This window comes from Phormidium tenue FACHB-1050 (assembly GCF_014696925.1).
Taxonomy (GTDB): domain Bacteria; phylum Cyanobacteriota; class Cyanobacteriia; order Pseudanabaenales; family Pseudanabaenaceae; genus Pseudanabaena.
The window spans coordinates 91,916-104,698 of the sequence record NZ_JACJQY010000006.1 but is presented as its reverse complement, the minus strand read 5'-3'; the positions used below and the strand labels follow the sequence as shown (position 1 = coordinate 104,698).

Genomic DNA, 12,783 nt, shown 5'->3' with positions numbered 1-12,783 from the left:
TTTTTTGATTTTAAGATTCTATTGCGACTGTTTAAAAATTATCTCTATGTTCTTTTATCGTTCAAAACAAAAACACAATAAGGAAGGCGAAGATAAGGTATACAGTAGAAAGCAAAAGATTTGGGATATCGCTTCAATTCTGAGCCTATTTGCCTTACTCTGGTTTCTCCAAAATGCCCAGAACGTCATAAGACACGTTAACTATCTGAAAGTATCTGAAGATGTGCCACCACTAGCTATGTCTAATGGCGATCCCTATATTCGAGCTTTGATGAGAACTATTTCTGCAAGCGAGTCCAGTGGTAAGAACTCCTATGCGCTTTTATATGGTGGAGATCATGTTCACGATTTAAGTCAACATCCTAATCAATGCATTCCGATTAAAACTGACGTAAATAAAGGAAAATGCTCCACCGCCTCTGGGAGGTATCAATTTCTTACCTCTACTTGGATGGAAAAAGCTTCTAAATATCATCCCAATCCATCTGAAACCCCAAATGGCATAACCTATAGCTTTGAGCCTGAGTACCAAGATATCGTTGTCTATCGATGGCTCAAAGATCATCATCAATGGAATGTGGATATTTTAACTTTGCTCAAAAAAGATCGGGTTGAAGATGCTTTGGGTGAGTTGTCTGATGTTTGGACTAGTCTAGGCAGTGGGCTTGAAGATAATTTGATGACACCATTTTTACCCAAGCTTTATCGTAAATTTCTAGCTGAAGAACTTGCCTCTACAAGTAAAATGAGTGGATCTCAAATGATTAACAAAATTGAGTCTTTCTAAACCTAAAAACTATCGATACCTATCTCAGCCCAACCAAAATGTCACAGGTTCCCTCATCATTACGATGCCTCAATAACTCAACTTTTGCCAGACTCTATACTGCTCAGACTATCAGCTTATTTGGTGATGCTCTAACGTGGTTAGGATTGGCTTTACTAGCTTTTGAACTAGCAGGAAAAGATAGTGCTGTAGTGCTTTCTGTAGCTTTGACCTTGCGTGTAACAGCTTTTGTAATCCTCTCTCCCATTGCAGGTGCGATCGCCGATCGCCTAGATCGCAAACTAATTCTCGTCATAACTCATATCGCACGAATGGTAATTGTGGGAACTATGCCCTTTGTGAATGCAGTTTGGCAGATTTATGTTCTAGTCTTTGCCCTAAATATATTCAATGCCTTCTTTACGCCTACCTATCAAGCTACGATTCCTTTAGTCACAGGTAACCGTGAATATGCTCAAGCGATCGCCCTTTCTGCTGCTACTTATCAATTATTAGGCGTTTTAGGCCCTGGCATTGCTGGCAGTGTATCGGCATGGATTGGTGCAAGACAGATATTTTTTCTGGATGCAATTTCTTTCTTTCTCGCCGCAATTCTGATTTTCACACTTCCAAATCAACTGAGAGTAGAGCGAAATGAGAACTCAGAAAAATCGACAAAAGGAACGATCGTTACAATTATTGGTGATGTTAAAGAAGGAACCACACGTTTATTTGCTAATGCTTTTATTCGCTATGCTCTGATGCTCCAATTTGTAGCATCAATCGCAGGAGCGCAGATTTTAGTAAATACCGTAGGCTACATAAAAGGAACTCTCAAACTAAGCAGTTTAGAATATGGCTGGGTAATGGCTGCTTTTGGCATTGGCGCAACTATAGCGGCGGTAATGGTAGGAGCGACTAATAAGCAATGGGAGCGCACAATTGTAGTTCTGTTTGGCGCAGTTTTGATTACGTTGGCAATTTTACCCGCGAATTATGTCGGTTTAGTGCCATTGATATTTCTTTGGGCGATCGCTGGGATGGGTCAAGTTTTCGTAAATTTACCTACCCAGACTCTCATCGCTGATCAGATTCCATCTAACCTTCAGGGGCGGGTTTATGGCGCACATTTTGCTTGGAGCCATCTATGGTGGGCAGTTTCCTATCCAATTGCAGGTTGGTTGGGAAGTCAAAGTAATACTTCGTTTCTTTACGGAAGCTTGATTGGGTTTACTCTTCTCGCAGTAGTTCAGATCTTGCTAGCTCCTAAAACTCATGAACATCAGCATGAATACCTCTGGCATGAACACGAACATACTCACGATCCACATCATCAACATGATCACCCTGAAGGTGTATTACTAACTGAACCACATACACATACTCATGAGCATCTACCAATAAACCATCGTCATGCTCACTACACTGATATTCATCACTTACATAGTCATTAGGAGTTTTATTCATGTCAATCGAATCAACAGTTAAAAATCAATATGATCAATTTGCCGAGATTTATGATCGCCGATGGAGAAGATACGTTAGCGATACACTTAATTTCCTGATCGACTATTTACAAGGATCAAGACAAATTTCAGGCAATGAGCATGTTTTAGATCTCGCTTGCGGGACTGGAGAACTAGAACGAATGCTCCTTAATGTACATCCTGATTTAAAAATTGTCGGTGTTGATATTTCTGAAAAAATGTTAGATGTGGCACGGTTAAAACTGCCTAACCTAGAATTTGTCAAAGCTAGTGCGATCGCCTTGCCATTCCCAGATCACAAATTTGACATGGTAGTTACAGTCAGTGCCTTTCATTACTTCGATCATCCTCTAGATACCTTAGAAGAAATACGCCGCATTCTTAAACCTCAAGGAAAGCTAATCATTATGGATTGGTGTCGAGATTATTGGATCTGTCAGGCGTTGGATTTATTTCTGAAAATATTCGATCCTTCTCACAAAGACTGTTATAGCCAAAAGGAATTACGCGATCTTATGACTAAGGCAGGATTTGATGTCATACAGGAAAAGAAACAGAAACTAGGAGCTTTCTGGGGGATTATGGTTGCTATAGGTTTCCGCAGTTAGAAGTCCAGAAGTTAGAGGTGGATTTTCGCAATAGACTAAACAGCATATTCGGATAGGTTTAATGTCATTCTTACAATCGCTATTCTATTTTTTGATCGCTGGGCTATGTGAAATTGGCGGCGGCTACTCAATTTGGCTATGGCTAAAAGAAGGTAAAAGCATTTGGTTAGGAGCTTTGGGCATTTTGCTACTGGTCATTTATGGTGTAATCCCAACTCTACAACCATCAAACTTTGGGCGCGTCTATGCTGCCTATGGAGGTATATTCATCGTTCTATCCTTACTTTGGGGATGGCAAGTGGATAAAGTTGTGCCAGATAAGTTTGATATGCTAGGCGGCTGGATTGCACTTCTAGGAGTTTTGGTAATCATGTATGCCCCTAGAAAATAGTGGCGCAATAGTAAATTTATCTATAGCAATTCTGGATGTATTCATGGGATTATGAAACGATTATGAAAATATCTTAGTAATATTTCTATGACTATTCGTAAACCTAGCTTGTCTGAAGTCCATCGTACAATTGCTGTTCCCAAGATTGGTAATTTCTGGCGCAAGATGCTTGCTTATGCAGGACCGGGATATTTAGTTTCGGTGGGATACATGGACCCAGGCAATTGGGCAACCGATCTTGCGGGTGGTTCTAAGTTTGGCTATGCCCTCTTAAGTGTCATTCTGATCTCAAACTTAATGGCAATCTTGTTGCAATCTTTATGTGTGCGTTTGGGTGTAGCTACTGGGCGAGATTTAGCCCAGTTGTGCCGAGATCGCTTTAGTCCTAGAGTTAATTTCTGTCTATGGGTACTGTGTGAGATTGCGATCGCTGCCTGTGATTTAGCAGAGTTACTAGGAAGTGCGATCGCTATTCAATTGCTATTTGGTTTACCTTTGGTGTGGGGAGTATGTATCACCGCCTTGGATGTAATCGTTCTGTTAATGCTGCAACATAAAGGATTTCGTTATGTCGAAGCTTTAGTAATCATGCTGATAGCTACAATTGGGGTTTGCTTTGCCACCGAGATTCTATTTGCCAAACCAGATGTAGGCGGTATTCTATGGGGATATGTGCCGAAATTAGAAATTTTACAGAATCCTGAAATGCTTTACATTGCAATCGGCATTTTAGGTGCAACTGTTATGCCACACAACCTCTATCTGCATTCAGCAATTGTGCAAACCCGTGCTTGGGAAGAAACTCCTAAAAAGAAATGGGAAGCAATCAAATTTGGCACGATTGATTCCACTGTGGCTCTCTCTTTTGCTTTGTTTATCAACTCCGCAATTTTAATCGTCGCTGCTGCCACATTCCATTTTTCAGGCTATCAGAAAGTTGCTGAAATTCAAGAAGCTTACCAATTGCTCTCACCACTACTGGGTGTCAGTGCTGCTAGTGCTATTTTTGGTTTAGCTCTGCTTGCTTCTGGACAAAGTTCTACTTTGACCGCTACCTTAGCAGGACAGATTGTTATGGAAGGTTTCCTAGATTTGCATTTGCCTCCTTGGTTACGCCGATTGGCAACAAGACTTCTGGCAGTGATTCCTGCCCTAATTGCGATTATATTCTTTGGTGAGCATAGCACCAGTAACCTAATTGTTCTCAGTCAAGTAACTTTGAGTTTGCAACTGCCCTTTGCAGTGATTCCTTTGGTAATGTTTACTAGCGATCACTCCTTAATGGGTGAATTTGCTAATCCTAAATGGTTAAAAGGTTTAGCATGGCTAGTTTCCGCTATCATCATTGGGCTTAATATTTGGCTACTGATCCAAACATTTTTGACGTGGATATCTTAAAACTTGATTAGATTCAACACTTATTCGTTAGAACTTCGTGATTATTCAAGCTTGTTTGAGTCAAAAAGCAATAACTAAACTCATAATCAAATCTCTAACTCAATATTTAACAACAGGAGCTTATCTATCAATGCGATCGCTTGTACTTAAAGGCTCACGCAAAATCACCATTTTTGTACCTGATCGCCTTCCTAGCCAAAACGAAGCCGCAACAATCCCACCGCCGCCAATACCTCCTGCTAAGATAATTGCCCACCAAGCAATCTGTCCATTTGCAGAATTAGGTGCAGATACTACAGCATCAACTTTCTCATCTTTAGGTTTACTGTCACCACGTAGAGATTGAGCATATAGTTGACTAGCACGTTGAGTGACAATACGATCGCCTTCAAACAATCCGCTTTTAATTTCCACTAACTCACCCGAAGTTCTTCCCAAAGTCACATCAACGGGCTGATAAGACTTGCCATTTTGGACAAATACTAACTGCTTCCCATTTGCTTCTACTACTGACGCAGCAGGAATCGCTAAGGTTGGGACAGAAACACTATCTGTGAGGATTTCGATATTGGTAAACATCCCTGCCTTTAACTGTCCCTTCACATTGCCAATCTCAGCTTTCACTGGAACAATACGGCTTTGTCCTTCTACAGTAGTACCAATCACTGTCACCTTACCTTGAAAAACTGTAGTCGAGGGCTGTCCTGCGATTTTCACCTGAACGGGTTGACCAATACGGATTTTACTTATGTCTTTTTCGTAAATATTCGCACTGGCGAGAACCCTTTCATCATTAACGATGGTCATCAATGGCTTTCCTGCTGCATCAACGGACTCGCCAATTGTCGCTTCGCGATCGCTGACAACTCCATCAATTGGTGCAGCGATCGTAATAGTGCCATTAGAGTTTGCACTTGCCTCTAGCTGATTTAATCGAGCTGAATAAGCTGCTGTACTTAGATCTACTCTAATCGAAGATACTTGTACATCAGCCTCTGCTCTTTCTAATTGTGCTTGGGCTTCTAGCAAAGGTAAGCGGCTTTCTGCCTTGGCTAGAGAGGCTCTTGCAGCAACCAATTTTGCTTCCGATTCTTGTAACTGTCGTCTGGCGATCGCACCTTTCTCTAATAATTCTTTGTCGCGCTCATAACGTTCCTTATCTAAATTTAACTCAGTCTGAGCCTGACGGATATCTGATTCAACAAGTAGCTTCTGACGTTCGAGATTTTGTCTAGCTAAACGTAAATTTGATTCAGAAGTTAGCACATTTCCACTTGCATCTGCTTTTTTCTCCAGCGCACTAACTCGTAAATCTGCTAGTTCTGGACTAGATAGAATTGCAACAGGTTGACCTGCCCGAACTAAAGCCCCCGGCTCTACTAGCAAATTAACAATTGTTCCTTTGATCGGAGTGGTCACTTTTACTTGTTGGTTCGGTAAAGTCTCAATCTGCCCTGTGGTTTGAATACCAAATTTTAGGGGCTGTTGCTTTACAGTTTCGACTTTAATTCCCAGAGATTTAGCAACTTCATCCTCTACAGTTATTCCCGTAATCTGAGTTGTGTTATTTCCCTTAAATTCATCTCCATGTCCAGCATGAGCCAATGCGATCGCAGGATTAGATAGCAAAATCAAACTAAGAAGTACTTTAACAATGGGAGTGCGAAGTTTTGGGGATATGCTCATTTGCTTAATCTAATTTTTACACTCAAAATTTATTGCAGTTGCTTTTGTACCAAGCATCTCACAACAAAATGAAATAGGTATGAAATCTTAATATTTCAATTTTGCCAAAGGTAAAGCGACAACAGCAAAGCTATTGTCGCTTTACCTCACAATCTGGCGTGAGATAATCTGTTACTTACCGTAGGTTTGAATGCGAACAAGTCCAAGTGGAATATCTGCATCTAAATTTGCGAATTTTGCAGAAACAGGGATTTGATGGATCAAGTCTTTTTTGTTCCAAGCAATTGAAATGTCACGCATATAAAAGTTTAGAGTTGTACCAATGGCAATTGGCTGAGCAAAAGAGACGGTTGCTTTATTACCCTGCGGCGTGACGGTTGCTTCTACAGAACGATTGAGTTGATCGACTACACTAATAGTCCCACCAACCTTAACCTCTTCAGGTAAGTCAATAGTCACACTTGAAAGTGTATGTCCTTGTACATGAACTTGGAAGAAATAAGTGGATCGTGATGCACCTCTATTATTAGGTATCGCCGCAGATGTATCAATATGCGGTGCAGATAGATTAGGTAATGAAGGAGTAGCAAAAGTGGCGGACACAGATGCAAATGTTGCTGCTAATAGTGTGCCGAGAAACATTAATTTTTTCATGATTGACTCTATTAAATTGAATGTTTAAATGCTTACATTTCAACTATGACGGATTGTTATGAAATGATGATGAAATATTCCAACAAAAAACAGAAAGAATTTTAATTGTGAATGTACTACCTTGTCCCAACTCACTCTTGATTTGAATAGAGATGTCATGGGATTTAGCGATCGCTGCTTTGATCACCAAATCCAAAACCAATTTAGCTTTTCTCAAAAAAATCAATCCATTAGTTTGAATAGGTTTGAATGCGAACAAGTCCAAGAGGAATATTTGCATCTAGATTTGCGAATTTCCCAGACACAGGAATTAGATGAGTAAAGTTTGTTTTATTTCTATCAATATTCATGTCACGCATGGAAAATTTTAGAGTTGTGCCAACAGCAATTGGCTGGGCAAAGGAGATTACAGATTTATTACCTTGTGAAGTAATCGTTGCTCCTAATGAACGATTAAGTTGATCGACTACATCAATAGTTCCACCAACCGTAATCCCTTCAGGCAGGTCAATGGTCACACTCGAAAGGGTATGTCCTTGGACATGAACTTTAAAGAGATAGGTGGGTCTTGAGGCACTTACATTATTAGGCATCGCTTCAGATGCATCAATATGTGGTGCAGATAGATTAGGCAATGAAGGAGTAGCCAAAGTCGCGGACACAGATGCAAATGTTGCGGCTAATAGTGTGCCAAAAAACGTTAATTTTTTCATGATTGACTCTTTAAATTCAAATGCTTACATTTCAACTATGACAGAGCAGAATGAAATGGGAATGAAATACAAAATCTATTTTATAAACTTCTCTATCAAAGGAAGCCTGATCGTAAATGTACTACCTTGGGTAAGCTCACTCTTAGCTTGAATATCACCATCATGAGATTTGGCGATCGCAACTGCGATCGCCAGTCCTAGTCCCGATCCGCCTTTTTTGCGCGAGCGATCGTTACTTACACGATAGAAGCGATCAAAAATATTGGGCAAATCAGTGGAACTTATACCAATTCCATTATCCTGAATTTGGATGATCGCATGGTGTTCGATTTGCTCAAGAGATACTTCAACTTTGCCATGCTCAGGCGTGTAATGAATCGCATTGATCAGAATATTGAGAATTAGTCGATAGAGTTGATCTTCGTTACCATTGACATAAATTGCAGATTCATTAGGAATTTTCAGTTTTAGATCAATATTTGACTGGATGGCAAGTGCCGAGACTTCTTCAACTAAATCACTAACAATTTCATTTAAACAACAAGCCTGCTTTTGTAAAGTAATTAGTTGTAAGTCCATCCGCGAAAGCAGAAGTAAATCTTGAACCAGTTCTGAAAGCCGCACCGCTTGGCGATTGATAGTTTGGAGAACATCTCTTGACTCTAGTTCGGAAATTGCATCACTACTAAGAGTAGATTCAACTGTAGCTCGAATTGCTGCAAGCGGAGTCCGCAGTTCATGGGCAGCATCAGCCGTAAATTGCTGGATTTGACTATAAGAGGCATATACAGGTCGCATTGCCATACCTGCTAAACACCAACTGGCGATACTAACAATCAAAAAAGCGATCGGTAAACTCACGATCAATATCAGTTTTGATTGTTCGAGATGATGGTCATAGTCAGCCAGCGATCGCCCTACTTGTAGATATCCCCATGATTTCCCACGATTATTTTTAAGTAAAAGGGAGATTTGATGATAGCGATTTCCCTCTCGATCCTCAATTGTTTGCCAAGTATTTTGTTCAGTCCGAGGGACAATTCCAATGGGTGGTTTTCCGACTGTGGCAATCAAGGTTCCAGAACGAGTAAGGAATAATACATAGAAACTTTCTTGTTGGATTGCTCCTAGAATATGCTGCGTAGCCGATTCGCGATCGCATTTTTCAGCAATTACACAAAGATTAGGGAGGATTTGCTGGACGCTGGGAGAAATGCGATCAATTTCTATTAGTAAAGGTTCTAAACTATCATGCAATGTCCCCGCTACGGACTCTAACTCGCGATCGACTGCTTGCCAATGGGCATGAGCCATCACCTGATAAATCCCGATTCCTGATAGAGTCAAAATGATTCCCATCACTCCTGCATACCAACCTGCAAGATGTAAACGCGCCCCAAAAAAGATTTTATTGTGATTCATGAATTCAATCGATATCCCCAACCATAGATTGTCTCAATCCCGATATCACAACTATATTCTGCTAATTTCTTTCTTAATAGACGAATCTGTGCTGCTACGACATTACTAGCAGGTTCGGATTGAAATTCCCATAGCCGATTCATAATCTGGTCACGGGTAAGAATCTGATTAGGATGCTGCATAAAGTATTCTAATAATTGAAATTCTTTAGTTGTAAGCATGATTGCTTCAGCGATCGCACTCTGATTGGCGATCGCAATTGTTGACTTCCCATAATCAAGAATCAAATTTCCTACCTGTAAGATTTGCGGCTGAACTTGAGTGGGTCTCCGTAGCAATGCTCTCAGCCGCGCCATCAGTTCAACCATACCAAACGGCTTAACGAGGTAATCATCCGCCCCTGAATCCAAACCCATCACGCGATCTTCCATCTGATCTTTCGCGGTCAACATTAAAACTGGCAGTGAATTACCCTGCGCTCTCAAGCGCTTACATATTTCCAGCCCTGATAAACTTGGCAACATCCAATCTACAATTGCTAACACATAATCTACTTCAGGACTTGAAAGATATCTCCATGCTTCCGTACCATCCTGTACCCAATCAACAACATATTTTTCTTGCTTCAAGCTCCGTTGTAGAGCCTTACCAAGATCCTCTTCATCTTCAACTAGCAAAATTCTCATATGATTTTTAATTTTTAGAATGAGTAGATCTTCGTTCTAACCATCCTAAAACCCTAAATTTATACTGATGTCAAATAAGTCATACTGATATTAAAGCTAATGCAAACACGCTCTTCATCGCTGAGATTTGGTTCTACACCATGATTTAACCAACTTGGAAAAATTATCATCTTACCTTCTGTTGCTTTATAAGTAATTTTTTGGAGCGTCCAAGGAGTCAGTTCGGTAAGTGCTGGCATAAACATATGAGCAACATCACGAGAATCTTTAAAGAAAATACCGCCGCAGTTTTCGGCAGCTTTCACATAATAGACTCCACTAAGTACTGAGTTAGGGTGATTGTGTACAAAATTAAAGGCAAACTTTGGATTTACAACTGCCCAACAATTCCCAAGGATCATTGTGAACCTTTTCAGGTCAAAGCCAATTTCTTCTCCAGACTCTAGTGCATTATTTACGATGATTTGGGCAATATCTTGAAATTCTGGACGTTGATGTAAATAGTCTTTGCTATGCCATCCTATTCCATTTGACCAACTGACACCTTGATTGTCTTTTTGCTTTTCAACATAAATTGCTTGAAGTAATTTTTTGTTTAACTGCTCATAATTTGGAATATCAAAGTGCCAAATCGGAGTAGGAAACCAGTCATCTCTCTGCGTTGTCATTGTTTATACAAGTCTCACATTCATTCGTATTTATATACCTTGCGTGTGATTGATAGCTTTTCTAATATGGGTCTTAAATTAATGATTGTATTCTAGATCAAGAAAATGAAATCAGGATGAAATTCAATATTATGCAGTTTCACATATATAAAGTTGTGGCTCAAGCATAAAGCTAACAATATCTGTCAAAAAACTAATTACAGCAGTAAGCCAAACATTGGCTGGCAATTAATCCAATGCAATAAGCAAAATTAATTTTCATCATGAGATGATAAATTACATTTCAGGATCGAGATACAAGTAATCACCCACAAAAATCCGACCAAATAACCTGCAATCACATCTGTCAACCAGTGAACTCCCAAATATAGACGGCTTAAGCCAATCAATAAAATTAATCCAGTCATTACAGCATAAATTAATCGAGAAGATCGAGGGAATTCCGTTGCTAATAGATATGCTAAAAATCCATATACAACCATTGCTCCAAGAGCATGACCACTTGGGAAACTAGAAGATGTCTCTACAATTAGTTGATGCCATAGTTGAGGTCGTGGTTTAGCAAAAAAGAGTTTCAACCCCACATTAAGAGCTAGCCCTCCTATACAGGCGATCGCAAATACTTTTATTTGTGAATATTTTCGCTTTCTCCAAAGCCAGAATGTAGTACCAAAGAAGATTGCAGCCACCATTGGTGGATCTGCTAAACCTGTAATATTGAGCATTATTGAATCTAAAATTGGGGTTGCTGATTGATGAATCCAAAGTAAAATATTAGTGTCAAAATTAAAAGCTTCTTTTTCCCAGACCTCTTGACACAGCCACCCCAAGACCATTAATAGTGCAAGACAACCAACAAAACTAACTAGACCAATACTAGAACCGCGAAAACTGCTCCAAGAATTTAAGCGATTAATCCATACCTTAACTAATTGCTGCATAGAAAATATTTAGACTGATTATTTGATAAGTAAAAATGACTGGAAAGTAATATTTCCCAAAATCCATAATTCAGGAAAATGCTGTAAATTCCGTTTCTCTTATGTATAAATCTGGAGATTTTTTATAGGGATTTATCATAACCAACGCTGATGACTTCAGGGAATCGAAAGACATTAATAAAAAATTGCTTGGCATTTGCTTCCTTCTCAAAGAAAAACGATTGATATAAGCCATATTCACGAACTTGGTTCCTATAGCAATAGCCTTCTAGAGTCTCTGCTAATTGATCAATTTCAGTATTAGATGTTTTCATGTGGACTGAAATATTTTTACGCACTAAACTGTCTCGACTGCACATAGTTAAATTCACCTGTTTTAATAAAATCTTTTTACAAGAAATCCTGATTCTCCGATAGACTGCAAGACATTGAATATCTCATGGTTTTCATATACATTTCAGCGAAGAAAGCCCATTACTGAACCAATCAATAAAAATAATCCCATTACTAGGCGATACCAAACAAAGAACCAAGTACTTCGCTTCTCTAAGTATCGGAGCAGTCCAAAAATAGCCAGAAATGCGGATATGCTAGCAGAGGTTAAACCTGCCCCAAGAATTAACCAGCCATTTAGGTCTAATCCAGCTTTGCTTAAAGCGTGTAACTCTACTGCTCCTGCCAGAATAATTGCAGGTAGTCCTAACAGAAATGAGAATCGAGCCGCAGTTTCTCTTTCCATATTCAAAAATAATCCTGCCGTTAAGGTAGAACCAGAACGAGATACTCCAGGGATTAAGGCAAAGGCTTGAGCAATTCCTACCCATAGTCCATCTAAAAATGTAAGTTTCTCAAAATTCCTTTCTCTTTTACCTCGCAACTCAGCGATCGCTAGTAATAAAGCCATAAAAATAGATGCACAGCCAATAACTATAAGACTACGCAAAGGAGAATTAGGGGCATTTAGGGTCTTTTTTAGTAATAGTCCTGCGATACCAATGGGAATAGTACCAATCAATAGTCCTAAAGTTAAGCGGAAAGATTTAGATTGATAATCTTGATGTGCGATCGCGCGGATCGAACTACCAACTAAGCTTTTAATATCTTGCCAAAAATAAGCTAAAACTGCACCTAAACTAGCAAGCTGCATAGCTGCGGAAAATACGGAACCAGGGTCTTGCCATCCGAGTAAACTGGGGACAATGCGGAGGTGAGCAGTGCTACTAATGGGTAATAGTTCGGTAATTCCCTGCACAATTCCCAAGAAAATTACTTTAAGATAACCTAATTGCACGAATCCAAGGTCTACAGTCTCAGAAGAAGCGATCGCAGTCAATAACATAATTTTTAAAGAGAGTATTTAATA

15 protein-coding genes are annotated in these 12,783 nt (G+C 39.6%); 5 read left to right on the top strand and 10 right to left on the bottom strand.

From position 1 onward, the window contains the following. The first annotated feature begins 46 nt into the window (after nt 1-46). From H6G05_RS06015 to H6G05_RS05995, 5 genes are all read left to right on the top strand, one after another. On the top strand, nt 47-787 hold the full coding sequence (locus H6G05_RS06015; protein ID WP_190577189.1) for a glycoside hydrolase family 24 protein: 741 nt from the start codon (nt 47-49) through the stop codon (nt 785-787). A 38-nt stretch (nt 788-825) separates the two neighbouring features. Further along, entirely contained in the window at nt 826-2,220 is a 1,395-nt protein-coding gene (locus H6G05_RS06010) for an MFS transporter (protein ID WP_190577187.1), read from the top strand. An 11-nt stretch (nt 2,221-2,231) separates the two neighbouring features. Next, nucleotides 2,232-2,861 (top strand): class I SAM-dependent methyltransferase, encoded by a 630-nt coding sequence (locus H6G05_RS06005; RefSeq protein ID WP_190577185.1) that lies wholly within the window; start codon nt 2,232-2,234, stop codon nt 2,859-2,861. 61 nt (nt 2,862-2,922) lie between these two features. After that, nucleotides 2,923-3,252: a YnfA family protein gene (locus H6G05_RS06000; RefSeq protein WP_190577183.1), complete on the top strand. Its 330-nt coding sequence runs from the start codon at nt 2,923-2,925 to the stop codon at nt 3,250-3,252. An 87-nt stretch (nt 3,253-3,339) separates the two neighbouring features. Continuing rightward, complete coding sequence (locus tag H6G05_RS05995; protein WP_190577181.1) at nt 3,340-4,650, top strand: Nramp family divalent metal transporter; 1,311 nt, start codon at nt 3,340-3,342, stop codon at nt 4,648-4,650. 120 nt (nt 4,651-4,770) lie between these two features. Here the strand turns inward: H6G05_RS05995 and H6G05_RS05990 are convergent, their stop codons facing one another. The 10 genes from H6G05_RS05990 to H6G05_RS05945 form a co-directional block, all read right to left on the bottom strand. Next, on the bottom strand, nt 4,771-6,336 hold the full coding sequence (locus H6G05_RS05990) for an efflux RND transporter periplasmic adaptor subunit (protein WP_190577179.1): 1,566 nt from the start codon (nt 6,334-6,336) through the stop codon (nt 4,771-4,773). 171 nt (nt 6,337-6,507) lie between these two features. Continuing rightward, nucleotides 6,508-6,990: a hypothetical protein gene (locus H6G05_RS05985; protein WP_190577177.1), complete on the bottom strand. Its 483-nt coding sequence runs from the start codon at nt 6,988-6,990 to the stop codon at nt 6,508-6,510. Between the two features lie 43 nt (nt 6,991-7,033). Then, complete coding sequence (locus H6G05_RS05980; protein ID WP_190577175.1) at nt 7,034-7,207, bottom strand: hypothetical protein; 174 nt, start codon at nt 7,205-7,207, stop codon at nt 7,034-7,036. A gap of 13 nt (nt 7,208-7,220) precedes the next feature. Beyond that, entirely contained in the window at nt 7,221-7,703 is a 483-nt protein-coding gene (locus H6G05_RS05975; RefSeq protein WP_190577173.1) for a hypothetical protein, read from the bottom strand. Nucleotides 7,704-7,778: 75 nt separating this feature from the next. Then, nucleotides 7,779-9,125, bottom strand: coding sequence for a two-component system sensor histidine kinase RppB (gene rppB / locus H6G05_RS05970; RefSeq protein ID WP_190577171.1), 1,347 nt, complete (start codon nt 9,123-9,125; stop codon nt 7,779-7,781). Then, nucleotides 9,122-9,811 (bottom strand): two-component system response regulator RppA, encoded by a 690-nt coding sequence (gene rppA, locus H6G05_RS05965; RefSeq protein WP_190577169.1) that lies wholly within the window; start codon nt 9,809-9,811, stop codon nt 9,122-9,124. The genes rppB and rppA overlap by 4 nt, the downstream gene beginning before the upstream one ends. Before the next feature lie 59 nt (nt 9,812-9,870). Further along, nucleotides 9,871-10,479, bottom strand: coding sequence for a TIGR02466 family protein (locus H6G05_RS05960; protein WP_190577167.1), 609 nt, complete (start codon nt 10,477-10,479; stop codon nt 9,871-9,873). Nucleotides 10,480-10,730: 251 nt separating this feature from the next. Beyond that, complete coding sequence (locus H6G05_RS05955) at nt 10,731-11,420, bottom strand: phosphatase PAP2 family protein (protein WP_190577166.1); 690 nt, start codon at nt 11,418-11,420, stop codon at nt 10,731-10,733. Between the two features lie 122 nt (nt 11,421-11,542). Next, nucleotides 11,543-11,734, bottom strand: coding sequence for a hypothetical protein (locus tag H6G05_RS05950; RefSeq protein ID WP_190577165.1), 192 nt, complete (start codon nt 11,732-11,734; stop codon nt 11,543-11,545). A 143-nt stretch (nt 11,735-11,877) separates the two neighbouring features. Beyond that, the gene (locus H6G05_RS05945) at nt 11,878-12,759 is read right to left on the bottom strand and encodes an undecaprenyl-diphosphate phosphatase (protein ID WP_190577164.1); all 882 of its coding nucleotides are present in this window, start codon (nt 12,757-12,759) and stop codon (nt 11,878-11,880) included. Nucleotides 12,760-12,783 lie beyond the last annotated feature (24 nt).